At 75.9% G+C, this 24,768-nt stretch carries 21 protein-coding genes; 11 read left to right on the forward strand and 10 right to left on the reverse strand.

The genetic code is table 11. The features are described 5' to 3' along the window. From ABT263_RS04450 to ABT263_RS04465, 4 genes are all read right to left on the reverse strand, one after another. The gene (locus ABT263_RS04450) at positions 1–1,176 is read right to left on the reverse strand and encodes an ATP-binding protein (RefSeq protein ID WP_352287417.1); all 1,176 of its coding nucleotides are present in this window, start codon (positions 1,174–1,176) and stop codon (positions 1–3) included. Continuing rightward, positions 1,173–6,281 (reverse strand): hypothetical protein, encoded by a 5,109-nt coding sequence (locus ABT263_RS04455; protein WP_352287419.1) that lies wholly within the window; start codon positions 6,279–6,281, stop codon positions 1,173–1,175. Before ABT263_RS04455 ends, ABT263_RS04450 begins: the two co-directional genes overlap by 4 nt. After that, on the reverse strand, positions 6,278–7,135 hold the full coding sequence (locus ABT263_RS04460; RefSeq protein WP_352287422.1) for a DUF4132 domain-containing protein: 858 nt from the start codon (positions 7,133–7,135) through the stop codon (positions 6,278–6,280). The genes ABT263_RS04455 and ABT263_RS04460 overlap by 4 nt, the downstream gene beginning before the upstream one ends. Positions 7,136–7,429: 294 nt before the next feature. Next, complete coding sequence (locus ABT263_RS04465; RefSeq protein WP_352287424.1) at positions 7,430–8,590, reverse strand: PQQ-dependent sugar dehydrogenase; 1,161 nt, start codon at positions 8,588–8,590, stop codon at positions 7,430–7,432. A 316-nt stretch (positions 8,591–8,906) separates the two neighbouring features. Here ABT263_RS04465 and ABT263_RS04470 point away from each other — a divergent pair, with 316 nt between their 5' ends. Further along, complete coding sequence (locus ABT263_RS04470) at positions 8,907–9,101, forward strand: DUF397 domain-containing protein (RefSeq protein WP_352287426.1); 195 nt, start codon at positions 8,907–8,909, stop codon at positions 9,099–9,101. 135 nt (positions 9,102–9,236) lie between these two features. Beyond that, the gene (locus ABT263_RS04475; RefSeq protein ID WP_329490407.1) at positions 9,237–9,569 is read left to right on the forward strand and encodes a hypothetical protein; all 333 of its coding nucleotides are present in this window, start codon (positions 9,237–9,239) and stop codon (positions 9,567–9,569) included. 87 nt (positions 9,570–9,656) lie between these two features. On the opposite strand, the gene ABT263_RS04480 is transcribed toward ABT263_RS04475, so the two are convergent. Next, entirely contained in the window at positions 9,657–10,868 is a 1,212-nt protein-coding gene (locus tag ABT263_RS04480; protein ID WP_502885756.1) for an isochorismate synthase, read from the reverse strand. Between the two features lie 603 nt (positions 10,869–11,471). Here ABT263_RS04480 and ABT263_RS04485 point away from each other — a divergent pair. The 3 genes from ABT263_RS04485 (at position 11,472) to ABT263_RS04495 (ending at position 14,340) form a co-directional block, all read left to right on the forward strand. Beyond that, positions 11,472–12,779, forward strand: coding sequence for an MFS transporter (locus ABT263_RS04485; protein WP_352287430.1), 1,308 nt, complete (start codon positions 11,472–11,474; stop codon positions 12,777–12,779). Positions 12,780–12,783: 4 nt separating this feature from the next. After that, positions 12,784–13,446 (forward strand): TetR/AcrR family transcriptional regulator, encoded by a 663-nt coding sequence (locus ABT263_RS04490; RefSeq protein ID WP_352287433.1) that lies wholly within the window; start codon positions 12,784–12,786, stop codon positions 13,444–13,446. Positions 13,447–13,608: 162 nt separating this feature from the next. Further along, positions 13,609–14,340 (forward strand): siderophore-interacting protein, encoded by a 732-nt coding sequence (locus tag ABT263_RS04495; protein ID WP_352287436.1) that lies wholly within the window; start codon positions 13,609–13,611, stop codon positions 14,338–14,340. Positions 14,341–14,368: 28 nt separating this feature from the next. Here ABT263_RS04495 and ABT263_RS04500 read toward each other — a convergent pair whose 3' ends face one another. Continuing rightward, entirely contained in the window at positions 14,369–14,929 is a 561-nt protein-coding gene (locus tag ABT263_RS04500; RefSeq protein WP_352287439.1) for an NUDIX domain-containing protein, read from the reverse strand. Positions 14,930–15,074: 145 nt separating this feature from the next. On the opposite strand from ABT263_RS04500, the gene ABT263_RS04505 reads away from it, so the two are divergent. Next, the gene (locus tag ABT263_RS04505) at positions 15,075–15,443 is read left to right on the forward strand and encodes a hypothetical protein (protein ID WP_352287441.1); all 369 of its coding nucleotides are present in this window, start codon (positions 15,075–15,077) and stop codon (positions 15,441–15,443) included. 20 nt (positions 15,444–15,463) lie between these two features. Here ABT263_RS04505 and ABT263_RS04510 read toward each other — a convergent pair whose 3' ends face one another. Both ABT263_RS04510 and ABT263_RS04515 read right to left on the reverse strand, forming a co-directional pair. Beyond that, positions 15,464–16,603: a CapA family protein gene (locus ABT263_RS04510; protein ID WP_352287443.1), complete on the reverse strand. Its 1,140-nt coding sequence runs from the start codon at positions 16,601–16,603 to the stop codon at positions 15,464–15,466. Between the two features lie 156 nt (positions 16,604–16,759). Further along, a complete protein-coding gene (locus tag ABT263_RS04515; RefSeq protein WP_352287446.1) occupies positions 16,760–17,467 on the reverse strand; it encodes a M24 family metallopeptidase in 708 nt (235 codons plus the stop codon). A gap of 394 nt (positions 17,468–17,861) precedes the next feature. Between ABT263_RS04515 and ABT263_RS04520 the strand changes: the two genes are divergently transcribed. The 4 genes from ABT263_RS04520 (at position 17,862) to ABT263_RS04535 (ending at position 21,885) form a co-directional block, all read left to right on the forward strand. Beyond that, positions 17,862–18,629 carry a universal stress protein gene (locus ABT263_RS04520; protein ID WP_352287448.1) on the forward strand — a complete coding sequence of 256 codons (768 nt, stop codon included), beginning with the start codon at positions 17,862–17,864 and terminating at the stop codon, positions 18,627–18,629. 138 nt (positions 18,630–18,767) lie between these two features. Beyond that, positions 18,768–19,994 carry a M48 family metalloprotease gene (locus ABT263_RS04525; protein ID WP_352287451.1) on the forward strand — a complete coding sequence of 409 codons (1,227 nt, stop codon included), beginning with the start codon at positions 18,768–18,770 and terminating at the stop codon, positions 19,992–19,994. Positions 19,995–20,130: 136 nt separating this feature from the next. Beyond that, the gene (locus ABT263_RS04530) at positions 20,131–20,553 is read left to right on the forward strand and encodes a MarR family winged helix-turn-helix transcriptional regulator (RefSeq protein ID WP_329490397.1); all 423 of its coding nucleotides are present in this window, start codon (positions 20,131–20,133) and stop codon (positions 20,551–20,553) included. Positions 20,554–20,697: 144 nt separating this feature from the next. After that, complete coding sequence (locus ABT263_RS04535; RefSeq protein WP_352287454.1) at positions 20,698–21,885, forward strand: PP2C family protein-serine/threonine phosphatase; 1,188 nt, start codon at positions 20,698–20,700, stop codon at positions 21,883–21,885. 84 nt (positions 21,886–21,969) lie between these two features. Here ABT263_RS04535 and ABT263_RS04540 read toward each other — a convergent pair whose 3' ends face one another. After that, entirely contained in the window at positions 21,970–23,406 is a 1,437-nt protein-coding gene (locus ABT263_RS04540) for an ABC transporter substrate-binding protein (RefSeq protein ID WP_352287457.1), read from the reverse strand. After that, positions 23,397–24,002, reverse strand: a complete 606-nt coding sequence (locus ABT263_RS04545) for an MTB12 C-terminal domain-containing protein (protein ID WP_352287460.1) — start codon at positions 24,000–24,002, stop codon at positions 23,397–23,399. The genes ABT263_RS04540 and ABT263_RS04545 overlap by 10 nt, the downstream gene beginning before the upstream one ends. Before the next feature lie 144 nt (positions 24,003–24,146). Here ABT263_RS04545 and ABT263_RS04550 point away from each other — a divergent pair, with 144 nt between their 5' ends. Continuing rightward, the gene (locus ABT263_RS04550) at positions 24,147–24,758 is read left to right on the forward strand and encodes a hypothetical protein (protein ID WP_352287462.1); all 612 of its coding nucleotides are present in this window, start codon (positions 24,147–24,149) and stop codon (positions 24,756–24,758) included. Positions 24,759–24,768: the final 10 nt, after the last annotated feature.

Raw genomic sequence — 24,768 nt, forward strand, 5'->3', positions numbered from 1 at the left:
TCACGCCTCCAGGGCCGAACGCAGGTCCCAGAGCATCCGCCAGGTGGCCGCGCCCTGTTCGGCACGGCGCCGGACCGGTCCGTCCCAGTAGCCGAGCAGCCGGGCGGCGTCGGCCGGGTCGTCCTTGCGGACGACGCCGATCAGCTGCCCCGGCAGCCGGCCGAGGAGGTCTCCGCCGTCGGGCAGGTAGGCGGCGCAGACGCCCAGCGCGGTGGCCACCGAGACGGCCTCGGCGGTGCTCATCACGGTGGACGGGCGCTCGACGTCCCAGCCCTCGGTGGAGCGGCCGGTGCGCAGGTCCCGGAAGGCGGTGACGAGTGCCTCCAGCACGGCGTCGTCCACCGCGTACGCGGCACCGGCCCGGGCGACCGCGGCGGTGGACTGCCGGCGGACCAGCTCGACCTCCGCCGCGAGGCTGCCGATCGGGCCGACCGTCTCGAAGTTGAACCGCCGCTTGAGGGCGGCGGACATCTCGCTGACGCCCTTGTCCCGCAGGTTCGCGGTGGCGATCAGGGTGAAGCCGGCCGCGGCGTGCAGCTGGCCGTCCGGGCTGCCCGCCAGCTCGGGCACCGCGATGCGCCGTTCGGAGAGCAGCGAGACCAGGGCGTCCTGCACCTCGGGCAGGCAGCGGGTGACCTCCTCGACCCGGGCGACGGCTCCGGTGGTCATCGCGGTGAGCACCGGCGAGGGCACCAGGGCGTCCCTGCTGGGGCCCTTGGCCAGCAGCAGGGCGTAGTTCCACCCGTACTTCAGCTGGTCCTCGGTGGTACCGGCGGTGCCCTGGACGGTGAGCGCGCTGGTGCCGCAGACCGCGGCGGCGAGCAGTTCGGAGAGCATCGACTTCGCGGTGCCCGGTTCGCCGACGAGCAGCAGACCGCGCTCCCCGGCGAGGGTGACCACGCAGCGCTCGACCAGCGCCCGCTCGCCGACGAACTTCTGCTCGACGGCCAGGCTCTTCCGCCCGGCCTTGAGCTTCTCGCCGCCGCTGCCCATCACGAAGGTGACCACGGCGCGCGGGGTGAGCCGCCAGCCGGGCGGGCGCGGGCCGGTGTCGTGGGCCGCCAGGAACTCCAGTTCAGCGGCGTACCTCTCCTCGGGCGGGACGATCTGCCGAGCCGTCGGATCGGCGGACTGGGTCTTCGGGTCGGCGGACTGGTCCTTCGGTGCGGTGGTCATCGGCGGGCCTTCCTGCGCTTGCCGGTACGGAGCTCTTCGTATCCGGGGACGTCCCCGTCGCCGATCCGCTGCCAGGCCCGGGCGAACAGCTCCGGGACGGACAGCCGCGGCAGGACTGCGTGGTGGGTGGGCAGTTCGTACAGGCCGGCCTTCCAGGTCTCCGCCGGGAGGCCGGGGGCCTTGGCCTCCTGCCAGCCGCCGGGCAGGAAGAGGCCGCGGCCGGCCCGGGCCCGCTTGGCCTCCAGCACCAGGTCGGTGGCGGCGAGTTCGGCCCGGGCCCGCTTCAGCCGGGCGGGCTTCCAGCCCGTCCAGCGCGCGACGTTGCGGTCGGTCGGGTCGGGCAGCGCGAGCAGTTGGAGGTAGAGCGCGGCGGCGTCCGCGCCGAGGCCGTAGGCGGCGGCCACCTCCGCGACCAGCGGGCCGACGCTGAGCTGCGGGTTCTGCGCCCAGCGGGCCTCCTCCCCGGCACCGGTCGGCGCCGGGTCGGGCGCGAGCTCCGGCGGGGCCACCAGGCGCTCCAGCTCGCCGTCCAGGATGGCCGCCAGGGCGGGCCGCTGACTGGTGAACCAGTAGCCGTCGACGAGCCCGGCCAGCAGCTCCAGCACCGGATCGTCCCCGCCGGTGAGCCCGGCCGGGCGCAGCCAGACCTGCTCGTCCTCGGTACGGCCAGGGGCGAGTACGAGGGCCTCCCCGCAGCGGACCAGGCCGTCGGCGTCGGCGCCGCCCTCGGCCGGCAGTCCGAAGCGGGTGCGCAGCACCGGCGACAGCTTCTCGCCCTTGGCGGTGCGGTGCAGGTCGTAGTTCAGCAGCAGCTCCGGGTCGGCCAGCCGGGCCCGCAGCGCGGCGGCGGCCTGCGGCAGCAGCGGGCGCAGCGGGCTGTCGGCGGGCAGGTGGTAGGCGAGCCAGCGCAGGGCGTCGACGGCTCCGCCCAGACCGGTGTCGCCGGGCAGGGCGTGCGGGTCGTCGGCGACCAGCTGGACCGGCCCGCCGTCCTGGGTGGCCCGCACCCGGTAGCCGGTGGTGCGGTTGAGCCAGGGCGTCCGGGTGGGGTTGAGGACCTCTTCGATGTGGTTGATCCCGGCACCGTTGACGGTGGCCTGGGCCTCCTCGGGCAGGGTGACGAGCTGTCCGAACCGCTCCGTCCACCGCTCGGCTCCGGCCGCGGTGTCGGGGCCGTCCGTCCAGAGCGCCTTCGGGTCGGCGGGCAGGAGCGCCGTCCAGACGGCGCGGAGGCCGGCCCGGTCGCGACCGCGCAGCCAGTCCCGGGCGGCCTTGGCCTCGGCCGACTTGAGGCCGTACTCCTTGAGCCGGTCGGCGGGGAGCACGGTGCCGTACCACCCGAACAGGGTGTTGGTGGGGCTGAGCAGCAGGGCGGCCCGGGTGGCGCCGATGCCGGTCGCCGCACCGAAGGCGGCGGCCTGCCCGGGCTCCCGGACGAACCCGCCGTGCAGGGCGAGCAGGGCGGTGAACCGCGCCGTCCAGTCGGCGGTGACGACCTCCTCGGTGTTGCGCTCCCCGGCGGTGCCGAAGTGGGCGACCGGCCCGAAGGCGCCGCTCGGGTCGTGGTCGACGGCGAGCCAGTTCACCCGGTCCTCGCGGTGGTGGCGGCAGCCGAGGACGACGACCGTCCGCTCCCCGTGCCGGAACACCTGGCCGGCCCGGGACGGGTGCTTGCGGGTGGTGCCGTCCGGGTCGACGAAGTCGGCGAGCGGCTCGGTCAGCACGACCTCGCGCAGGGTGGCGCCGCGGTCGGCGAGCAGGCCGCGGGTGAGCTCGGTCAGCAGCAGGGCGAGCGCCGACCGCTCGGCCGCGCCGGTGAGCGGGGCGGCCGCGGCGTAGGCGAGGGTGCCGAGGTGGCCGAGGAGGCTCAGCCAGCCGTGGTGGTTGTCGTCCCCCTCCAGCTCGACCCGGAGCGGGGTGGACCAGCCCTCGGTGCCGGGCGCCACGGCCGGTGGCCCGGTGAGGACGCCGAGGACGGTGCGCAGGTTGCCGAGCACCCGCCAGTGGTCCCCGTGCTCCCAGGAGCGGCCGAAGCCCGGGGTGTCGGGCAGCAGGATCTCCACCGCCTCGCGCAGGTCCTGGTCACGCCCGTGCTCGGGCCGGTAGGCGGCGCCCGCCCGGGCGGTGCCGGGCTTGGGGCGGGCCTCGGCCTCGGGCTGCGGGACGAACCGGGCGGCGAGGTCGAGCAGTTCGGCGGCGGACCGGGCGAGGCCCGCGACGCCGGCACGCAGCAGCGGGTGGCCGACGCCGGGCAGCACGGCGCCGACGGCCTCGACCGGCACGGACTGCCGGGCGGCCTTGCCCGCCGCGAGCGGGCGCCGCACGCCCTGGACGGTGAGCCAGCGCTGCTCGGCCTCCGCGGGCGGTTCGGCGTCCGTCGGCCAGGCGGCGTCGATCAGCCGGGCGGCCTGCTCGTCGGTCAGACCGCGCAGGACCAGCGAGCCCGCCTCGTCGCGCGGCCGCAGGGCGTGCCAGTGGGCGAGCGGAGGGACGAACGCGGTACCGGCGGCCGCCAGACCGCCGGGCCGGCAGGTCTGCAGGTCGGTGCTGGTGTCGGCGCCGCTGCCGTCGGCGTCCGGCAGGGCGAGGCCGAGATCGCCGCCGCGCTCCTCGACGACCAGCGGGTGGGCGTCACCGGGCAGGCCGAGCCGCCCGAGCGGGAACCGATCGGGGCGCCGGCCCCTTCCGGCCAGGGTGAGGGTGGTGCCGTCGGCGGTGCCGGTGGTGACCTTGGCCCCGTCGACCCGGACCCAGCTGCCGAGCACGACGCCGTCGGTGCCCAGCGGGGTGGCCTCCAGGCCGGGCTGCATCGGCAGCAGCGACGTGCGGTCGAGGTCGAGCCGGCCGGCCGCCGCGGTGGCGGCGATCCTGGGCGGTTCGGCGGTGCGGCCCAGCGCGCCGGTGGTCGCGTCCAGTTCGGTGAGGACGTCACCGGTCCGGCTCGGGCGGACCGTCCAGTGACCGGTGCCGTCGCCGATCACCCGCGCCTCGGCGGGCATCCGGGTGTCACCGACGTGCAGCGGGCGCTCGCCGGCGGTCCGGCCCCCGCCGGACAGCGGGATGGACGGGATCTCCGGGTCGTCCTGGCCGCCGTAGTAGCGGACGATGGTCTCCCCGCCCAGTTCGAAGGTCTCGGCGGGGCGGCCGGACCAGTAGGCGTACTGCTTGTTCTCCCGGTACCAGGCGACCAGCAGCTCGCCGTCGACGAAGCGCAGCCGGGGCCGCTGCCAGCGCTCCAGCTTGTCGGGGATGCGCAGGGTGTGCTCCAGCAGGATGCCCTGCGGACCGACCACCACGACGCGGTTCCCGAGCTCCAGGACCAGCTGCGGCCAGGCCTCCTCGACGCAGAGGCCGTCGGGCAGTTCCCTGCCCTCGGGGCCGCCCGGTGCCTCGCCCGCCTCGATGCCGAGCCGGACGAGTGCCTCCTCCAGCGCGGGCCAGCCGAGCTCGTCGAGGATGCCGGTGCGCAGCGTGCGGGCGAGCAGTCCGGTGACGTCGAGGCCGGCGATCCGCTCGGCGGCGGCCGGGTTCTCGGTGCGGATCGCGCCGCGGCTGCTCCGCAGGTCCTTCAGCAGTTCGGCCGCGCTCGCCAGGCCGCGCGCGGCGAGGAGTTCGTCGGCCCGGGCGTCGGACCACTCGACGAACAGCTCGCGCAGCACCGGGAGGGCGGCCAGCTGCTTGTGTGCGGCTGCCGTCCAGCTGTTGGGCACGCCGGAGCGCAGCAGGGCGCGGAACCGCGGGTCGGCGGCGACCGCGGCGAGGGTGCGGCCGCCGGGCCCGGACTCGCGCACCCAGTCGCCGAGGCCGAGGCTCTGCCCGTCGGCCGGGTCGGCGACCGGGACGCCCTCGGCGAGCAGCAGGTCGAGCAGCTCGATCTGGTGGGGGCTGCGCCGCGTCCCGGTGAAGAGGTCGACCGGGATGCCGTCGGCGCGCAGCCGCCCGGTCATCCGGGCGGCCAGCGCGACGGTCTCGGCGTTGAGCCCGTTGGTGCGCCAGCCCCGGCCGATGTGGCCCACCCAGCGCTGCAGCCAGACGGCGGCGGCCGGGGTGGTCCCGGCCTGGCCCGCCGCGCCCTGGACGGGCAGGCCGGTCAGCAGCTGCTCGGCGCCGCTCTCGGCGAGCACGGCGAGCCAGGAGGCGTCCTGAGCGCTCTGGTCGGAGACCCCGGCCGGGTCGGGCATGATCTCCAGCAGCCGGGCGCGGACGCCCTCGTCACGCCGGGCCAGCTCGATGACGGCGCCGTGCCAGGACTTCCAGAAGGCGCCGGGCGCGCGGTTGACGGCGGGGGAGGCGAGCAGCTCGGCGAGCAGGGCCTGCTCGTGCTCGGTGCGGTCGAGCCCGGCGGCCCGGATCAGGGCGCGGGCGTCCTCGGCGATCCCCGCGTAGGGGGCCATGCCGGCGGCCGAGCGCTCGGTGCAGAGCTGGCGGAAGCGCTGCCAGGCGGTCAGCGGGTCGAGCCGGCCGCTCAGCTCCTTCACGTACTGGCGCAGCGCCTTGACGGTGAGCGCGCCGGCCAGCGCGAACTCCAGGAAGACGGCGCGCAGCCGCTCCTCGTCCACGGCGAGGCTGTGGGTGCGCTCGGCCTCGCGGGCCTTGCCGAAGAAGGTGCCGGCGTAGGTCTGGTTGCCCTGTTCGACGAAGATCCTGCCGACCTCCTCGCAGTAGGTCGGCAGGAAGTGCGGCACCGCGCGGCCGAGGCGCACGGCGAGCTCGTCGAAGCCGTCCTTGGCGTGGCCGGGCTTGGACTTCGCCTGCCGGGCGAGCCGCTCCATCTCCTTGACCAGGGCGAGCGCGTGGTGGCCGTTCGCCGGGTCGTGGACCAGCGCCCAGGCGGGGAAGCCCAGCGCCTCCTGGCGGACCTGGCCGACCTCGGCCGGCTCGGCCGCCGGCTTCAGGCCGAGGAAGTCGACCGCCAGGTCCTCGGCGGGCCCGAGCGCGCCCGGGACGAGCCGGACGATCCGGCGCCCGTCGAGCGCCGGGTGGGCGTAGCTGCGGGCGGTGAGGACGTCGGCGGCGCTGTCGGGCTGCCCGGCGCCGGGCAGCGTGCCCGCCGGGAGGACCGCTCCGGCATCCAGCAGGCGCTCGTGCAGTTCGGTGGTGCTCATGCGGGCTCCTCCCCTTCGATCGTGCGGCCGGCGTACAGCGCGGCGGCCATCCGCATGCCCTCGGACCAGGCGACCGGCCCGACCTCGGCCGCCGGCAGGATCGTGCCGTCCGGGCCGGCCCAGCTGAGCGCGCCGGTCTCGCACTCGTCGTACTCGTAGTAGTCCCCGACCCAGACGCGGGCCTCCAGCGCGCGGCCGCCCTCGACCACGGGCAGCACGGCGTAGCCGCCGCGCACCCGGTAGCCGAGCCGGGCGCAGCGGCCGAGCAGGTCGCGCAGGGCGTTGTAGCGGCCGCCGGCGTAGCTGGTGACCTCGGTACCGGACGCGGCCTCCGCCGGGCGGTGCCAGACCTCCCGGTACAGCTGCTGCACCTGCTGGGAGACCCCGAGTTCGACGGCGAACTCGCGCAGCTCGTCCAAGTCCTCCAGGAGGACGGGGTGGGGTATCAGGATCTCGCCGTCGGTGAGGCGCACGGTGTCCCCGTCGAGGTCGACGAGCCCGAGGCCGCGTTCGGCGTCGGCGCCGCGCAGGAACCCGGCGACCTCGCCGTCCGAGCCCGTGACCACCAGGTCGCGCAGGACCTCCTGCCAGGCCTCGTCCGGCCAGACCGCGACCAGGACCGCGGCGGGGACGGGCAGCGAGCGGACCATCCACCGCTCGACGTCCTCCAGGCAGCCGCGCCGGTGCGCGGCGAGCCACTCGGTGAGCTGCTTGAGCCCGGTGACCACCGGATCGTCGTTCAGCTTCGACGGAAGGGACTTCAACGGGCGGCCGGCCGCGTTGCGGCACACCACCCTGCCCTCCGCGTCGAGCGCGACTTGATAGCCGCCCGTCCCCGCTTCCACCCACGTCACGGCCGCTCTCCTCCCAGCTGCTGGTCTGCGATGGGAGGAACGTAACGGGACACACTGACAACGCGGCCGCCGGGGGGGCCGCTCCTGCGGGCCGGCCGCTTCAAACCCATCGAACGAGTGAACGATCAGCGGGGAGGACGACGCGGCCGCCAGCCCGGCCGACGACCCGGAGGCGGCCCAACTCCCCTCCAGCGCAAGCGATCTGCGGGCGAACCAGGCCGACCGGTCGGCAGACCGCGCACTCGATCCGGGCATGCCAGAACCGGCCCGGGACCCCGGGGACCGGCCGCGCCGCTAGGAGACGGTCAGGCGCAGGATCCGGTCGTCGCCGGAGCGCGAGTCCCCGCGCCCGTCGGTGTTGTTGGTGACCAGCAGCAGCGTGCCGTCCCGGTCCGCGACCACCGTGCGCAGCCGCCCGTAGGCGTCGTCGAGGAACGCCTCCGGAGCGCCCGCCGCGCGGTCACCGTCGAGCGGGACGCGCCAGAGCCGGGTGCCCCGCAGCGCGGCGATCCAGACGGCGCCGTCGGCGTAGGCGATACCGCTCGGGGACGCGTCGGCGGTGTGCCACTGGGCCACCGGGTCGATGAAGCCGGGGCGGTTCCCGGTGCCCTCGACCACCGGCCAGCCGTAGTTGCCGCCGGCCTTGATCAGGTTCAGCTCGTCCCAGGTGTCCTGGCCGAACTCCGAGGCCCAGAGCCGCCCTTGGGGATCCCAGGTGAGCCCCTGCACATTGCGGTGGCCGTAGGAGTACACGGGCGAGCCGGGGAAGGGGTTGCCGGGAGCGGGGGTGCCGTCCGGGGCGAGCCGCAGGATCTTGCCACCGAGCGAGCCCTTGTCCTGGGCGAGCCCGGTGTCGCTGCTGTCCCCGGTGCCCACGTAGAGCAGGCCGTCGGGGCCGAAGGCGATCCGCCCGCCGTTGTGCCGGGGCCCGTGCGGGATGCCCGTCAGGAGGACCTCGGGCGTGCCGAGTTGCTGCTTCGCCGGCCGCGTCGGGTCGTACGTCAGGCGCACGACGCGGTTGTCCGCGGCGGTGCTGAAGTAGGCGTACACCAGGTGGTCGGTGGCGTAGCCGGGCGACAGCGCGAGGCCCAGCAACCCGCCCTCGCCGCCGGAGACCACCCCGGGGACGGTCCCGGTCTCGGTGCGGGCACCGTCCTTCGCCGCGACCCGGACGATCCGGCCGTCGTCCCGCTCGGACACCAGCAGATCCCCGTCGGGCAGCACCACCAGGCCCCACGGCACCGCCAACTCCTCGGTGACCGTCGCCCGGACGGCCACCGACGGCGCGGCACCGGGCGTGGCCGGGGCGGACCCGGTGGAGGAGGCGACCGCCGAGGCGGCGGCCGAGGTCGGGGCGGCCGACGTGGCCGCGGGCGCCGGCGCCGACGAACAGCCCGCGACGGCACCGGACCCCAGGAGCAGAGCCAGCACCCCGGCTCCGACACGACTGCGCACGAGCGTCTCCCCTCAGGAGGACGGTCCAGCAGGACCGGAACGGCTGCCGCGCGGGAGCGGACAGCACGGCAGCCCTCAGCTCATCACAGCGACCCCGCGCTCCCCCGCCCGACACTCACGCCACCCGCCCCGACCGGGCCGCAGCCCCGACGCACACCACCACCCCGGCCGGCTTCACCCGGACGTGCGGTTTCGAACGGTTCGCCCCCACCCCGACCCACACCCGCCCTACCCTCGGAGCCCGAGCCGGTCGAGGACCAGGGGGCTTCGGCTCAAAGGCCTCAGCGCGGTTCATCGGCGCGTTGGCGGAGGGGCAATGAGTACTGAGCTCGCATGGTTCAAGTCCAGCTACAGCGGCACCGAGGGCGGCGCCTGCATCGAGGTCGCCGTGACGAGCGCCGTGCGCGTCCGGGACTCCAAGGACCGGGGCGGGCCGCAGCTCGCCTTCTCACCCGCCGCCTGGGCCGACTTCGTCGCCTTCGTGGCAGCCGCGGACGCGCCGCTCTCCTGAGCGATCGGCTCCGCCGGGCGGGTGTCGGGCAGGCCGGCACCTTCGTGCGCGCGGCAGGCATCGTTCGTGAGCGACCGTCAGCTAGCCTGCGTCGTCGGAAGGCCTGAGGGCATCGCGGTGACGAAAGGGTTCACCATGGCGGAGAACTTTGCAGAGCGGCCGGCGCCGGAGTCCGTGCGCCTGATCGACTTCGAGGAGGCGAAGGCCGTCCCGGGGATCGTCCCGGGCACCTTCATCCTCGTGGTGAACGGGACCAAGCCCTACCTGAACATGACCGTCCGGCTGTCGCCCCGGGTCTACATCGCGCAGCCGGAGTACTGGGGCATCGAAGTGGTCGGCTCGCTGTCCGGTATCGGGCTCCCCGCCACCGCCCCGTACACGGAGTCGCTGCCGCTGGACGGCATCACGGGGAGCAAGGGGATCGAGGTGATCGGGGCGTACCGGACCGAGCGGATCGACCTGCCGTAGGGCCCGGGTCGTCAGCCGGGGCCGACCGCGACGGCCGGCCCCGCACCCGAGTACCGCACAGCGAGCTTCGGCCGCCGCCCGGGCCGCTCACCGCGGCACCCCCGCGGCGTCCAGGAAGGTGCGGAACTTGGCGCTGGTCTCGGCCAGTTCGGCCTCCGGCCGGGACTCGGCGACGACGCCCGCCCCGGCGAACACCCGCAGCGTGCGCCCGTCCGCCTCCGCGCAGCGCAGGGTCACCACCCACTCGCCGTCACCGTCCGCGTCGCCCCAGCCGACCATCCCGGCGTACAGTCCGCGGTCGAACGGCTCGATCTCGCCGATCGCCCGCCGCGCCGGCGGCGTCGGCGACCCGCAGACCGCCGGGGTCGGGTGCAGGGCGGTGGCCAGCTCCAGCGCCGACACGGCCGGGTCGGCCAGTTCGGCCAGTTCGGCGGTGATCGTGGTCGCCAGGTGCCACATGGCGGCGGTCCGGACCAGGGTCGGGGCGGCCGGCACCAGCAGCGTCCGGCAGTACGGGGCCAGCGCCTCGCGGATGGCGTCCACCACGAAGGCGTGCTCGCCCAGGTCCTTCGGGGACTCCAGCAATGCGGCGGCCCGGCGGACGTCCTCGCCCAGGTCGGTGGCGCGCGGCACCGAACCGGCCAGCGGGTTCGCCACCACTGTGCTGCCGCGGCGCGAGAGCAGCAGTTCGGGGCTGGCGCCGATCAGGGTGCGGCCCGCCCCGGCGGGCACCGCGAAGGTGTAGCCGCTCGGGTCGCGGCGGGCCAGCCGCTGGAGGATCGCGGGCAGGTCGAGCGGGCGACCGGCACTCAGTTCGAGTGTCCGCGCGAGCACGACCTTGCTCAACTCGGCCGCCCGCACACGCCGGACGGCCTCGGCGACGCCCGCCCCGTACACCTCGGGCTCGGGCACCGGACGGACCCGCCAGTCCACCGGCTCGGCGGCCGGGGCGGGGAGGGCGATCAGCGGGTCGTCCCGCAGCGCGCCGCAGACGCGCAGCCCGGCGGGCACGGCCAGTTCGGCCCTGCTGTCGTGGTCGAACGCCACCGCGCCCATCACCAGCGGCCGCCGGGCCCCGTCACGGCGCGCCCGGGCCAGCGTCTCGGCGACCCGCACCGGCAGCGGGCGCTCGTCCTGCACCACCCTGGCGTGCACGCCCTCGGCGAGCAGCGTGCGGGTCGGCGAGGCGAAGAACGCCTCGTCGGGCGCGGCCCGGTACTGGCCCAGCAGCCCGCTGGCCGCGCCGATGACGGTGTGGTCCGTCCCGGCGGAGGCGTGGTGCACGGTGGTCACCTGGATTCTCCCAGTCTGCGAGTGGCCGCCGGGTGCCCCGGTCGGGGTGGTCGGCGGGTGGGGCGGTTCGGGGCCGGGTGAACGGGTCGCCCGGGTGGCGCGAGGGTCGCTGGTGGTCCGGGGCCTCGGCCCCCGGTCGACGCGGGGCAGCCGGCCCTCGGCGGCCGCGTGCCAGCCGGTCGGGCGTCGCCGGTGGCGCGCCGCCGGTCGGACACCGGTTCCGTCCGGTCAGGGGCGGAGCACCGGGGCGGGCGGGGTTCCGGGCCGCAGGTTCGCGACCAGGCCCGCTGATTCGGGCAGTCGCACCTGGACACCCCCTCCCCGACCCCCCCCGAACAGCAACATTAGGCAAGGCTAACCTAACACACCCGTCCGGGTGCGCCGAGGAGCTGCGAGTCCGTCAACTCGCGGCCGTTCCGCACCAGCGCCGACCGGGCTGCACCATCGAGCCTAGACGCAACGTTGCGTCCAGTGCTACGTTCAAATCGCAACGCAACGTTGCGTCTACTTTTGCCTCCGGGGCCTGCCCCGCGCTGCGCCGAATCCGCCCCGCGCGGAGCTCCCGCCCCACCAGGCCTCACCCCCTCACCTCACCCGAGGAGCACACCCGTGCCTTCCGCGCCCCCCGACAGCCCCCCGGCGGTGGCCACCGCCCCCTCCGCCCCGCCCACCCCGGCGACTCCGCTCGCCCGGTCCGCCGTCGCCCTCGCCTTCTGGGTCACCATGGCCGGCACCACCGTCCCGACCCCGCTCTATCCGCTCTACCAACAGGCCTTCGGCTTCTCACCGTTGATGGTCACGGTGACCTTCGCCGTCTACGCCGCCGGAGTCGTCGTGGGCCTGCTCACGCTCGGCCGCCTCTCTGACCGGATCGGCCGTCGCCCCGTCATGGCCGGCGCCCTGCTCCTCGCCGCGGTCGCCGCCGGACTCTTCGAGGCCGCCTCCGCCCTGCCCTGGCTGCTCGTCGCCCGGGTGGTGTCCGGCCTCGCCGCCGCCCTGGTCACCGGCGCCGCCACCGCGGCCCTGCTCGACCTCGCTCCGCCGGAGCGCCGGCTGCGGGCGCAGACCCTCGCGCTCGCCGCCAACATGGGCGGACTGGCCGGCGGCACGCTGCTCTCCGGGATCCTCGCCGAATGGGCCGGCTCCCCGCTGCGGCTGCCCTGGATGGTGATGCTCGCCCTCACCGCGGTCGCCCTGCTCGGCCTCTTCGCCGTCCCGGAGAGCGCGCCCGGCGGCGGCCCCCGCGAGGCCCGCCGCACCGCCCGCCGCGAGACCCCTCGCGAGACCCCCGGGAACCCCCCGCCCTTCGTGCCGCCGCTCGTCCCGACCGCCATCCGGCCCGCCCTGCTGCGCGCCGCCCTGACCGCCGGGTCCGGCTTCGCCGCCCTCGGCGTCCTCACCTCCGTCAGCGGGCTGTTCCTCGCCACCGTCCTCGGCATCCACCACCACGCGCTCACCGGTCTGGTCGCCTGCCTCGCCTTCGTCGCCACCGGGGCCGGCCAGTTGCTCGCCCGCGTGCTGCCCGGCCCCCGCGCCCTGCCCGCCGCCTGCGCCGGGCTCGTCGTGGCGGCGGCCCTGGTCGCCACCGCGCTGCTCACCGGGACGCTGCCGCCGCTGCTCCTCGGCGCGGTGCTCAACGGCCTCGCCACCGGTACCGCCGTCGCCACCGGGCTCGCCACCATCAACGGGGGCGTCGAACCGCGGCGGCGTGGCGAGGCGATCTCGGCCTACTTCGCCGTCCTGTACACGATGCTCTCGGTACCGGTCGTGGGCGCCGGCCTCCTGATCCGGGCCACCGACCTGTGCACGGCAGGGGTCGTCTTCAGCGCGCTGGTCGCGGTCCTGGCCGTCGGCGTCGCGGGCGGCCTGACCGGCCGTCGCGCACGGCCGACGCCCCTCGCGGCGGAGGAGGCGTGAGAGGATGGGCCCGACCCAGCACCCCGGCCGGCTCCCGCAGCGGCCCGCCCGTGAGGACCGCAGCGCCATCGCCGCCCAGCCCCGCCCCGCCACCGGCAGCAGCAGCGCGAGTACCGGCGGTCGCCGCAGCGAGGCCGCGCGCCTGGCCGTGCTGAACGCCGCCGACGACCTCCTGGTCGAGCACGGCTTCGAGGGCCTCACCATCGAGGGCATCGCCGCGGCGGCGGGCGTCGCCAAGCAGACCATCTACCGCTGGTGGAAGTCCAAGGTCGACATCCTCTTCGACAACCTGGCGCTGGACTCCGGTCCCGCCCTGGCCTGGCCCGACTCCCCGGCCACCCCGGCCGACCTGCGCGTCTACCTGCACCGCTTCGCCGCCTTCCTCGGCGAGGAACCGGCCGGCCGAGTCCTGCAAGCCCTCCTCGGGCACGCCCAACTCGACTCCCGGACAGCGGAGTTGCTGCACACCGGCTTCCTCGACCCGCTCCGCGAGCGGGACGTCGCGCACACCCGGGCCTGCCTCGGCACCTCCGAGGACGAGGCCGCCGCGCTCCTGGACGCCCTGCTCGCCCCGCTCTACCACCGCGCCCTGGTGCTGCGCCGCCCGCTCGACCGGGCCTTCGTCGACACCCTGCTCGACCGGCAGCTCGCCCGCTTCACGCACTGATCCGGGCGCCCACTCCGGGCACCACCCGCCATCACCCGCCCCCGCGCGGCTCCCGCACCGTACCGCCGTGCGGCAGTTCGCCGTGGCGCGCCCCGGCCCCTCCGTCACCGAACTCCCCTTCACCCGGCCCGAGTCCACCTCCGGGCCCGCTCAGGAGTCATCATGTTCCGACGCCCCCGCCCGGCCCACGACGTCGAGGTCATCGCCACCACCCCGCTGACCTCCACCCTCACCCGGATCACCTTCAGCGGCCCGACGCTGCCCGACCTCGGGATCGAACACCCCACCCAGTGGGTCAAGTTGGCCATCCCCGAGGGCCCGTCCCGGGCCTACACCATCCGCCGGCACCGACCCGCCGAGCGCGAGGTGGACATCGACATCGTCCTGCACGGCAACGGACCCCTGGCCCGCTGGGCGTCCATCGCCCGACCCGGCGACCGGGCCGTCCTCGCCGGCCCGCGCGGCCGCCGGCCCGACCTGGACGGCGTCACCCGGCTGCTCCTCGCCGCCGACGAGAGCGCGCTGCCCGCCGCGCTCACCATTCTCGATCAACTACCCAGCACGGTAAGGGCTTTCGCCTACTTCGAGATCGCCACCGGCGCCGACGCGCTGCCGCTCGGCACCGCCGCCGAGCTCACCACCACCTGGCTCCCCCGCGACGGCGCCCACCCCAAGGGCCGGCTCCTCACCGACGCCGTACTCGCCGCCGACGTCCTGACCGGCCCTGACCCTGCCGCCCCTGCGGGAACCACCGGCTCCGCCGCCTGGATCGCCGGGGAGGCCGTCGCCGTCGGAACCCTCCGCCGCCACCTCCTCGGCGACCTGGGCCTCCCCCGCGACCGCGTCCACGCGAAGGGCTACTGGAAGCACGGCGAGGCCAACCACCGGGAGTGAGCGCAGCGGCCGGCGCGACCGACGGCGGTCAGTCGGCCGACCGCCGCCGCCGCGCCAGGCGGTACGGCCCGAGGAAGTAGGAGAGCGCCGCGAGCGACGCCCCCTCGGGCACCTCCCCGGCGGCCAGCAGCTCGACCACGTCCTCCTCCGCCACCCACTCGACCCGGGTCGCCTCGCTCCGGTCGGTCGGCTCGCCGATCCGGGTGCAGCCGGTCATGTGGAACGCGTGGAAGCGCATCGTCGAGATGCCGGACATCGCGTTGAACCCGAGCAGCGGCTCCACCCGGCCCGGTCGCCACCCGGTCTCCTCCTCCACCTCCCGGGCGGCGGCCGCCGCCGGCTCCTCGCCCGGCTCCGCCCACCCGGCCGGCACCTCCCACCCCCACTGCCCGGTGATGAACCGGTGCCGGTACAGCAGCAGGAACCGGCCCGCGTCATCGGTCACGACCGCCGTGGTGCAGGCCTTCGGCATCCGCACCACATGGTGGTCGACCCGCCCGACCCCGGGGATCTCCACGTCGTCCAGCCACAGCTCCACCCAGGGCGACTCATAGACCGGCCGCCGGCCGTACGTCGTCCACTCCGTCATCGGCCGGCTCTCCTCCGCACCCGTGACCACCACGTCTTCCACTTCGACCCTCTCACGCCGCCGCCGGGCCCCCGGGCCGCCCCCGGCGGCCGCCGGCCCGGAAATCCGGGTGCCGACGGCATGGCGCGCGCCTACCGTGAGCGGCATGTGCACCCGGAGCCGGACCTCGCGACGACACTTCGTCTGCCCGCCGTGCCGGCGGTCCGTGAAGCGGCACGGCGCCCCGGGGCGGGACGTCTGCGCGCGCTGCGGCGGCGAACTGGTCGACGCGGGCCAGGACCTGGCGGTACCGCGACGCCGGGACACCGCGGGGTGGCGGGCCCTGACGGCCCTGCTCGCCGCGGGGGTGACCTTCCACTCGCGCTGCTGCTACGGCCCGGGGTGGCGGCCGCGCACCCCGGGGGAGGTCCGCGAGCGGCTCGCCCGGTCGGCGGGCGGTGGGCGGCCGGTGGCCGAGGCGCTCACCACCCGCGACCCGCACGACCTCGGCCCGGCGGACCGTCGCCGCGCCTGAGCGCGGCCACGTCCACGGCCTCAGCGCGTCGCGCCCGCCACCGGGGCCAGCCCGGTGCAGCCCCGCAGGCCGTCGCGGCGCTTGAGCGCGGCCGTCGCGGCGGCGCCGGTCTGCGGGACGGGCAGGCCCTGGCCGTCGACGGTGGCGGGCGTGAACACCTCGCCGGTGACCTTGCCGGCCGCGGTCAGGGTCAGCGTCGTCACGCCGGTCTCGTTGGAGTTGGCGTAGTCGGAGGTGCCGTACCAGAGGAAGTTGCCGAAGCCGTAGCCGATGTAGGTGGAGCCGAGCATGCCCGAGCCCAGCATGGTGTGGGCGTGGGTGCCGACCACCGCGGTGGCCCCGGCGGTGGCGAGCTTCTTGGCGATGGCGCTCTGGGCGCCGGTCGGACAGGCCTTGCCCTCGTCGCCCCAGTGCAGGTACACGAGCACGACGGGCGCCTGCTTCTTCGCCTCCTCCACCGCCTTGACCAGCGCGGCGGCGTCCAGCGCCGAGGCGATGCCCGGCTTGGTGGCGCCGGCGCGCCACTTCTGGTTCGTCAGGTCCTCGACCTGGCTGGCCGCGAGCACCGCGACCTTCACCCCGCGCACGGTGGTGACGTACGGGGCGTACGCCTCCTTGGCGTTGCGGCCGACGCCGACGACCGGGATCGGCGCGGAGTCCTTGGCGGCGAGCGTGTCGGTGAGCCCGTCCGCGCCGAAGTCCACGGCGTGGTTGTTGGCCATCGAGACGACGTCGACGCCGGAGTCCTTGAGGGCGGTGAGCGCCTTGGGGGAGGTGCGGAAGGTGTACGTCTTCGGCTCGGGGGCACCCCGGTCGGTGATCGCGGTCTCCAGGTTGAGGACGGCGAGGTCCGCGTCGGAGAGGGTCGTGGCGATCGGGCCGAGCGCCTGCTCGGACGCCTTCACCGCGAGCCGGGCCTCGGTGCGGCCCTCGAAGTGGACGTCCCCGGCGAACGCCACCGTGATCGAACCGTCCGGGCGGGGCGCCGAGGCGCTCGCGGACGGCGAGGCGGACGCCGCGGCGCCCGTCGTCCCGGCCGCCGAGGGCTTCGCCGCGTCGCCCGCCGGCGCGGCCTTGGCCGGCGCCGGGTCGTCCGGCCCGCAGGCGGCCACGGGTATCAGCCCGAGCAGCAGTGCGACGGCGGCCGCGACTCGGCGCATGTGAAGTCCCCCCGGGGGTCGATTCGAGAGCGGTCAGACTACGCCATTCCCCCACATCGCCTTCGGTCTGCCTCCACGGCCCGCCCGCCCCGGACCCGCCCCGCGCCCGGGGCGCAGGACGGGCCCGGCGGTCGGAGCGCGGGCCGGGGACCGCGGTCAGGCCAGGTCGAGCAACTGCTCGTAGAAGCCGCCGAAGCCGCGCTCCCGGTCGACCAGGTGCAGCTCCAGGATCCAGTGGCAGACCCGCCCCGACCGGTCGGTTCGGCGCAGCGGGGTCTCGTTCTCGGGGGTGATGTAGGAGTCGGCCTTGGCCCCGTCGTTCACCTCGTGCGGGAACTCGCCCACGAGGTGGCCGGCGTGCCAGATGCCGACCTCCCAGCCCGCCTCGGCGGCCAGCCGCTCGACCTCGGCGTGCAGCTGCCGCCCGGTGATCTCCGGGTCGGCCGCGAAGAACGCGCGGCCGGCGTCGAAGATCCGCGGCAGGTCGGCGAGCAGCCGCCGCTTGTGCGGATCGCCGCCGAAGACGTAGGTGCGGCCGAAGTCCGCCTCGTACTCCTCGAAGACGGGGCCGAAGTCGGCGAAGGCCACGTCGTCGGCCCCGATGACCCGGTCCGGCGGGTTGTCCCGGTACGGGGCCAGGGTGTTCGGGCCGGAGCGGATGATCCGCTTGTGCCAGTGCCGGGTGGCGCCGAACATCTCGTTGGCGAGATCCCGGATCCGGTCGCTCGCCTCGCGCTCGCCCACCCCGGGCGCCACCAGTTCGCGCGCCTCGGCCTCGGCGAACAGGGCGATCGCCTTCTCCTGCGCCGACACCAGGCCCTCGACGCGACGGACCTCCTGCGCGCCGGACGGTTCGACTGCCATACCGGATCCCCTCTCCCCAGGTGGCGCCGGCGGGACCGGCGCCACAGCTCACGGCCACTGCCCGCGCCCACCGGGCCGGACAGCCCCGACCGATCGTATCGGCGGGCCCGGCGGGCCCGCCTCGATGTCCCCCCCGGCTCCCCCGCAGGGGACGGACCGGCCCGAACAACCGCCGCACCGGGACGCCCCGGCCCCCGCAGCGCCCCCGCACCCGGCTCCACCACCACGACCCGCCACCGCCGGCACCACCCCCACCAGGACACCCCGGCCCCCACAACCGCCGCACCGGGCCGTCGTGTCCCTGGCGCACCGGCCGTCCGGACGCGCAGCGTGGAGGGGGTGCACGCTCCCGGGGCTGCCCGCTCCCGGGCCGAGGTGGCGAGGTGGACGGCGCATGGACGGCGTGGGAATCGGCACGGTGAACGGCGGCCGGCGGCGGATCGTGGTCGGGATCGACGGCTCCGCGCCCTCGAAGGCGGCGCTGCGCTGGGCGGTCGGTCAGGCGGGCCTGACCGGGGCCGCGGTCCACGCGGTGGCGGCCTGGGAGTACCCGTCGCTCTACGGGTGGCTCACGCCGCTGCTGGACGACGGCTTCGAGCGGGCGGCCCGGCGCACGCTGACCGCCGAGGTGGACGAGGTGGTCGGCCGGGACCGGCCGGTGGAGATCGAGGAGAGCCTCGTCCTCGGCCACGCGGCCGAGGTGCTGCTGGAACTGTCCGCGGACGCCGACTTCCTGGTGCTCGGCAGCCGGGGGCGCGGCACCTTCGCCCGCACGCTGCTGGGTTCGGTGAGCTCCCACTGCGCGGTGCACGGCAGCTGCCCGGTGGTGATCGTCCGCGCGGACGGCGCCGCCGCACCGGTGCACGCCGCCCCTGCGGCGACCGCGGCTCCCCTCACCGAGGACGCGGGATCGGCCGTCCGCACCAAGGAGTGGCAGGTGAGCCTGCACCTCGTCGAGGGCCGGGACACCACCCGGGTGCACGCCGTGCTCGACGCCGACGGCAGCGTGCTGCACGCCGACACCCGCGCCCGCCTCAGCCCGCAGGACGAGCCCGCCGAGGCGGTCGGCGACGCGTTCGCCGTGGGGAGGGCCCTGGTCGAGCTGGGGCACCGGCTGCTCCGCACCGGCACCGAGTCCGCCACCGGGCCGGCGCGGGAGTGACATGCTGATCCCGGCAGCCGCCGGCCGGCCCGCGCCCGGCGGGCAACCGGTGGGCGCGGGCCGGCCGGACAGCGCCCGACGGACGGCGCCCGGCAACGGGTGGCCGACAGCTCACGGACTACGGATGACAGCCGACAGATGACAGATCCGGTCAGCCCGCCTCCGGGCTCAGCGACCCCCGCCCCCGGCGCCGGTACCGGCGCGCCCGACTTCACCCCCGCCCAGCGCGCCCGGGGCCGCGCGCTGCGGCGTGCCCAGCTGCCGTGGGCCCTGGGCGGGCGGCTGGCCGGCCTTCTCCTGACGCTGCTGCTCGGGCTGACCCCGGCCGGAGCCGCTCTGGTGACGGCCGCCGGCGACCTGTTCGGCGGCTCGCGGACGGCCGAGGTGCTGGCGGGGGCGGCCGCCCTGGTCCTCCTCGGCCGGGCGGCCCAGCTGCCGTTCGCCGCCGGCGCCCGGACGGTGCGGGCCCGGTTCGGCCTGGTCACCCAGGGCTGGGGCGGCTGGGCGGTGGACGCCGTGCGCGGACTGGCGCTGGGCCTGGCCCTGGTGCTGCCCCTGGCGTTCGGACTGTTCGCGCTCACCGACCGCCGGCCGGACCGCTGGTGGCTCCCGGCCGCCGGCGCGGCGGCGCTGCTCACGGCGGCGCTCTCCTTCCTCTACCCGCTGCTGGTGGAGCCGGTCTTCAACCGCTTCACCCCGATGGCGCCCGGCCCGCTGCGGACCGCCCTGCTCGCGCTCGCCGACCAGGACGACGTCCGGGTGCGGGACGTCCTGGTGGCGGACGCCTCCCGGCGGACCACGGCCCTCAACGCGTACGTGTCCGGCCTGGGCGCGACCCGCCGGATCGTCGCCTACGACACGCTGCTGTCCACCGCCGAGCCGCGCGAGGTGGAGCTGGTGGTGGCGCACGAACTCGGGCACGTGAAGCACCGGGACGTGCTGACCGGCACGGTGCTGGGCGCGGTGGGGGCGGCCGTGGTGGTCTGCCTGATCGGCCTGCTGACCGGCTGGGGCCCGCTGCTGTCGGCGGCGGGGGCGACGGACGCGGCGGATCCGCGCGTCCTGCCGCTGATGGCGGCCTGCGCGGCCCTGCTGGGCGCCCTGTCGGGGCCGGTGCAGTGCGCGGTGAGCCGCCGGGTCGAGGCCCGGGCGGACCGGCACGCCCTGGAACTGACCTCGGACGCCGAGCAGTTCATCGCCATGCAGCGCAGACTGGCAGTGGCCAACGTGTCCGATGTCGACCCGCCCCGGGTGCTTGAGCTACTGTTCGCCACTCATCCGAGTGCCACCCGCCGGATCGCGGCCGCCCGCGCCTGGCGGGCCGCGGGAGCCACCGGCACCCCGGACGGCGTCACGACCGGCTGAGCCCGCGCCCCTGGCCGGGTGCCGCCGGCCGGCGGAACGCGGCGGAGGACGGCGTGGCCCGACAGCACACGGCGGAGCACAGCGGAACCCAAAAACGTTGTACAGTGCAACAAATTACCGAGGAGGTAGGACCGCCGTGCCCGGCCGCGAGACATCGATCGACACCATCCAGCGCGAGCTGACCGCCTTCGCCCGGCGTGCCCGGCACAAGGCATCCCAGCTGCACCCGGACCTCTCCCTGGTCACCTACAGCATCCTCGACCTGATCAACGAGCGCGGCGGCTGCCGGGCCGCCGACGTCGCCTCGTACTTCATGCTCGACAAGTCCACCGTGAGCCGCCAGGTCACCGCGCTCGAGAAGCTCGACCTGTTGCGCCGCGAGACCGATCCGGACGACCAGCGCGGCCAGATCCTGCGCGCCACCGAGGCCGGCCTGACCCTGCTGCGCGAGGCCAGCGAGCAGCGCCGGGTCGCCTTCACCGCCCGCTTCACCGAGTGGTCCGACGAGGACGTCGCCCGCTTCGCCGGCTACCTGGCCCGCTACGGCGCCGAGGACTGAGCCGGGGACCGGGCCGAGGACCGAGGGGCGCCCGTCCCGTCCCGCCCGTCCCGCCCCGCCGGTCCCGTCCCGCCGACAGCGGGCTGGCGGCAACGGGCCGGCGCCGGGGTGCGGGGTACCGCTCCGACGGTGTACAGAGGAGAGGTGCCCCTTCGGCAGGGTCCCCGCGACCGCCGCCGGTCGTGGCGGTTCGGCCGCCACGCGCTGACGGCGCTCCCGCTCGCGCTGATCGTCGTGATCACCGTGGTCGACGTGCTGTCGCCGCCGACGATCCACCTCGGACCGCTGCTGATCGTGGCCCCCGCGATCACCGCGTCCTTCGCGGGGGCGCGGACCACCGCGGCCGTCGCCCTGCTCGCGCTCGCCGGCCTCACCGTCATCGGCATCACGCGCGACGGGCTCACCACCCCCAACCACGAGACCCAGCTCGGCGCGCAGATCGCCGTCTCGGTGCTGATCGTCGCGCTGCGGGTGCTGCGCGACCGGCACGAACGGGAGCTGGCCCAGGTCCGCTCCGTCTCCGAGGCCGCCCAGCGCGTCCTGCTGCGCCCGCTGCCGGACCGGATCGGGCCCCTGCGCCTCGCCTCCGTCTACCTCGCCGCCGAGGCCGAGGCGCAGGTCGGCGGCGACCTCTACGCGGCGGCCCGCACTCCCGGCGGCACCCGGCTGCTGGTCGGCGACGTTCGCGGCAAGGGCCTCTCCTCGCTCGGCGACGCCGCCCTCCTGCTGGGCGCCTTCCGGGCGGCCGCCCACCTGCACGCCGACCTCACCGACCTCGCCGGCTATCTGGACGGCAGCGTCCGCTGGGGCCTGGCCCGGCTCGGCGAGCAGCCCTGCGAGGAGCGGCCGGGTGACGGGACCGGTCGCGGCCACCGGTCGGGTTCGGACCGTGCCTCCGCCGGGGCGGCGGCGGACGACTGCGAGGAGTCGTTCATCACCGCGGTCATCCTGGACATCCCGGACGACGGCTCGGTGGTCCGGCTGATCGACTGCGGCCACCCGCCGCCGCTGCGGCTGCGGGCCGACGGCGTCACCGCCCTGGACGCCCGTCGGCCGGCGCCGCCGCTCGGCCTGGGCGAACTCGCCCCGGGCGGCTACGAGGTGGACGAGTTCGCCTTCCTTCCCGGCGACCGCCTGCTGATCTACACCGACGGCGTGATCGAGGCCCGCGACGCCCGGCGGCGGTTCTACCCGCTCACCGAGCGCGTCAGGGCCTGGTCCGCCGACCCCCCGGAGGCCCTGGTGCAGCAGTTGCGCCACGACCTGCTGGCCCACGCGGGCGGACGGCTGGACGACGACGCGGCGATCGTCGCGGTGGAGCGCCTCGGCTGAGGGCGCTCCGGGGGGGGCGGAGCGGCGCGCGGGTCGCCGGCGGCGGTGGTCCCGCCGTACCGCTCCGGGGCCTCGTCGGCGCCGTCACGGCCGGTAGGGCAGTTGCGGCACCTCGAAGCAGGTGGTGGTCATCGAGGCCACCTGGGTGACCCAGCCGCCCCGGCCCCCGTAAGCGGTGTCCTGCCAGCGGGCGGCGTTCAGACAGGCCCGGGTCGGCCCGGTCGGCGGGGGCTGCGGGACGAACGAGGCGGGCAGGATCAGTCCGTGCGCGTCGTAGGGCTCGGCGCGGTTCATGAACCGCTCGACGCAGGCCCGGGTGAGGTCGGCGCCGCAGGAGTCCATCGCGTCGGTGAGCCACTGGGCGCCCGCCCAGCCCTCCAGCTCCCAGGCGGAGAGCAGCGGTTCGCGGTCGGGGTAGTAGCGGGACATCGCGGCGCGGAAGTCCCGCACCGCCTGGTCCTGCACGTCCTCGTAGTTGAGGCTGGCCGACGTCGCCCAGAGCGCGTTGCGGCAGCCGGGTGAGGCGCCGTAGTCGGTGCCGACGGTCTGCGACCAGTTCTGCACGTTGGTCGCCTTCGCCGCGACCCGCACCCCGGCCTCGTCGAGCGCCCGGCAGAGCGCCGCGTTGCCCCGGGTGTCCATGGCGTCGAGGAGCAGCTGCGAGCCGTCGGCACGCACGGCGGCGGCCACCGCCTGGAAGTTCGGCAGCGCGAAGTCGACCGTCTGCATCAGGACGCGGTAGCCCTCCGCCTCCAGGCCGGCCTTCAGCTGGGCGGCGTAGCGGGCCGAGTCGGCCTGGTTGTAGGCGACCACGGCGGCGCTGGTGGTGCCAAGCCGTTCGGTGAAGAAGCGGAACACCTCGGGGGTCTGGTAGAGCGTCCCGTTCCAGCCGACGGCCTGCCCGTCGCGCGGCGCGCCGCTGCCGTAGATGCCGTAGAGGTGCGGCCAGCGGTCGTAGGCCGTGCCGATCGGCTGGCCGCCGACGTCCGGCACGCCCTTCCCGCTCACGTACGGCGCACCCGCGTAGTCGAGCACGCTGCCGGAGACGAAGGCGAAGACGTGCTGCTGGTCGATCAGGCGGTGCACGCAGTCCTGGTTGCCGATGCCGCTGCCGCCGTCGTCGCAGGTCACCAGCTTGACGGTGCGCCCGTGCAGGCCGCCCCGGTCGTTGAGGGCCTGGACGAAGGCCTGCGCGCCGTAGCGCGGGCCGCTGAACACCTCACTGCCGACCGGACTGGTGAGCGAGGTGACCACACCGATCCGGATCTCGGTCGCCGTGACGCCGGTGTCGGAGGCGGGGTTGGTCCCGGCGGCGGTGCTCGCGGCGGCGGGCGTGGGGCGGTGGGTGAAGGCGCTCCCCGGCAGCCGGGTGCCGCAGGCGGTGACGGCGGTGAGCAGCAGCGCGAGGAGGGCGGCGCCCCCGCAGCGGCGGCGGACGCGGCGCCGGGGGACGCGAGGGCCGGGCCGCCGACGGCAGTGCGCGTCGGCGGCCCGGCGGGACGGCGGGGCCGTCAGCCGCATCCGGGGACGGCGGCGCCGCTCCCACCGCCGGCCTGGGCGAGCAGGCCGCAGAGCGACGAGCGGGAGACCTTCCAGGTGCCGTTGTCGAGGACGGCCTGACCGGTGGCGTCCGGCGCGACCACCGTGCCCTGGAGCGAGAGTTCGTAGGTGACGGTGGCCTCGGTCGGCGAAGTGAACGTCACGTTCGTGACCTTGGCCTTGACCTGACCGACCCGCGGATCCTGCGAGAAGCCCTGGAGCGCCGGGAGCAGCACGTCACCGTTCTGGAGCAGCGCGGCCTTCTCGGGGATGGGGGTGGTGGGGTCGAAGAACTTCTCCCAGGTGGCGGTGACCTGGTTCGTCGCGGTCGCCGGATCGGCGGGGGCGGTGGCGCCCGCGCTCACGGTGGCACCGGCGCTCGCGCTGGTGGTCGCGGTCACCGTGACGGACCCCGACGCCGGGGCGGAGATCGACACCGAGGCCGAGGGCGAGGAGCCGGACGAGCTGCTGCTGCTGCACCCGGCCACCGCGCCCACCAGCAGCAGCGCGCACAGCGCCACCGCCGGTCGCGGGACCGGGCCGCCGCCCCGACGGGTGCCGCTCTGCCTTACTCGCATGGTGTTCCTCTCGACGAACTCGGCTGCGCCGCCCGGGTCGGCGCCGACCGCTCGGGGGCGCCGCGCGGTCCGGTCCGCCGCTCTCCGGATGCTGTCCCAGGCCGATCCTGGAAATGTCGCACGTGACACCATGAAGGCGGATCCATGGACGAATCGCAATCCGAGCGCGAGAAGCCGCAGACCACTCCGAACGGGGCGGCCGGGCGGCCCGGCCGGGGGCTGCTGCGCTCGGCCGCCCGCGCGGCCCGCACGGCCCCGGGCGCCCGCGAGTGGCCGGGCTGGATCCTCGCGGCCGCCGGGGCGGCCCTGTGCGTCCTGGGCTGGTACGGCGTCTCCGGCGAGGCCTTCGTCGAACAGCAGATCCCCTATCTGGCCTCCTCCACCGTCCCGGGTGCGGCGCTGATCGTGGCGGGCATCGTGCTGGTCGCCCTGCGTTCACCCGGTCGGCCCCCGGCCCCGTCGGCCCCGCCCACCGCGGACGACCTGACCGGCCGACGGGTCGAACGGCTCTACACCCTCCTGGTCGAACCGGAGCGGCCGGAGGAAGCCACGGTGCCGGAGGAGCCCGCCGCCCCCCGTACCGGTCTGCTCGCCGTCGCCGAGGGCACGCTCTACCACCGGCCCGACTGTCCGCTGGTGACCGGCAAGCACGACGCACGGCCGGTCGACGCCGCCGCCGTACGGGCACGCGGGCTCACCCCCTGCCGGATCTGCGCACCGGCCACCCCGGACGCGGCCGCCGGCCCGGCCGGCTGAGGGGGTGCCA

Source organism: Kitasatospora sp. NPDC001603 (genome assembly GCF_040298365.1).
Taxonomy (GTDB): domain Bacteria; phylum Actinomycetota; class Actinomycetes; order Streptomycetales; family Streptomycetaceae; genus Kitasatospora.

Bases quoted from the DNA above. Each gene is read 5' to 3' on its own strand.
- ABT263_RS04475 (WP_329490407.1), top strand. From the start codon at position 9,237: ATGGCGGAGAACTTTGCAGAGCGGCCGGCGCCGGAGTCCGTGCGCCTG.
- ABT263_RS04450 (WP_352287417.1), bottom strand. From the start codon at position 1,176: ATGACCACCGCACCGAAGGACCAGTCCGCCGACCCGAAGACCCAGTCC.
- ABT263_RS04540 (WP_352287457.1), bottom strand. From the start codon at position 23,406: ATGCGGCTGACGGCCCCGCCGTCCCGCCGGGCCGCCGACGCGCACTGC.
- ABT263_RS04550 (WP_352287462.1), top strand. From the start codon at position 24,147: ATGGACGAATCGCAATCCGAGCGCGAGAAGCCGCAGACCACTCCGAAC.
- ABT263_RS04455 (WP_352287419.1), bottom strand. From the start codon at position 6,281: ATGAGCACCACCGAACTGCACGAGCGCCTGCTGGATGCCGGAGCGGTC.
- ABT263_RS04545 (WP_352287460.1), bottom strand. From the start codon at position 24,002: ATGCGAGTAAGGCAGAGCGGCACCCGTCGGGGCGGCGGCCCGGTCCCG.
- ABT263_RS04470 (WP_352287426.1), top strand. From the start codon at position 8,907: ATGAGTACTGAGCTCGCATGGTTCAAGTCCAGCTACAGCGGCACCGAG.
- ABT263_RS04525 (WP_352287451.1), top strand. From the start codon at position 18,768: ATGACAGATCCGGTCAGCCCGCCTCCGGGCTCAGCGACCCCCGCCCCC.
- ABT263_RS04510 (WP_352287443.1), bottom strand. From the start codon at position 16,603: ATGCGCCGAGTCGCGGCCGCCGTCGCACTGCTGCTCGGGCTGATACCC.
- ABT263_RS04520 (WP_352287448.1), top strand. From the start codon at position 17,862: ATGGACGGCGTGGGAATCGGCACGGTGAACGGCGGCCGGCGGCGGATC.
- ABT263_RS04490 (WP_352287433.1), top strand. From the start codon at position 12,784: ATGGGCCCGACCCAGCACCCCGGCCGGCTCCCGCAGCGGCCCGCCCGT.
- ABT263_RS04505 (WP_352287441.1), top strand. From the start codon at position 15,075: ATGTGCACCCGGAGCCGGACCTCGCGACGACACTTCGTCTGCCCGCCG.
- ABT263_RS04515 (WP_352287446.1), bottom strand. From the start codon at position 17,467: ATGGCAGTCGAACCGTCCGGCGCGCAGGAGGTCCGTCGCGTCGAGGGC.
- ABT263_RS04495 (WP_352287436.1), top strand. From the start codon at position 13,609: ATGTTCCGACGCCCCCGCCCGGCCCACGACGTCGAGGTCATCGCCACC.
- ABT263_RS04500 (WP_352287439.1), bottom strand. From the start codon at position 14,929: ATGACGGAGTGGACGACGTACGGCCGGCGGCCGGTCTATGAGTCGCCC.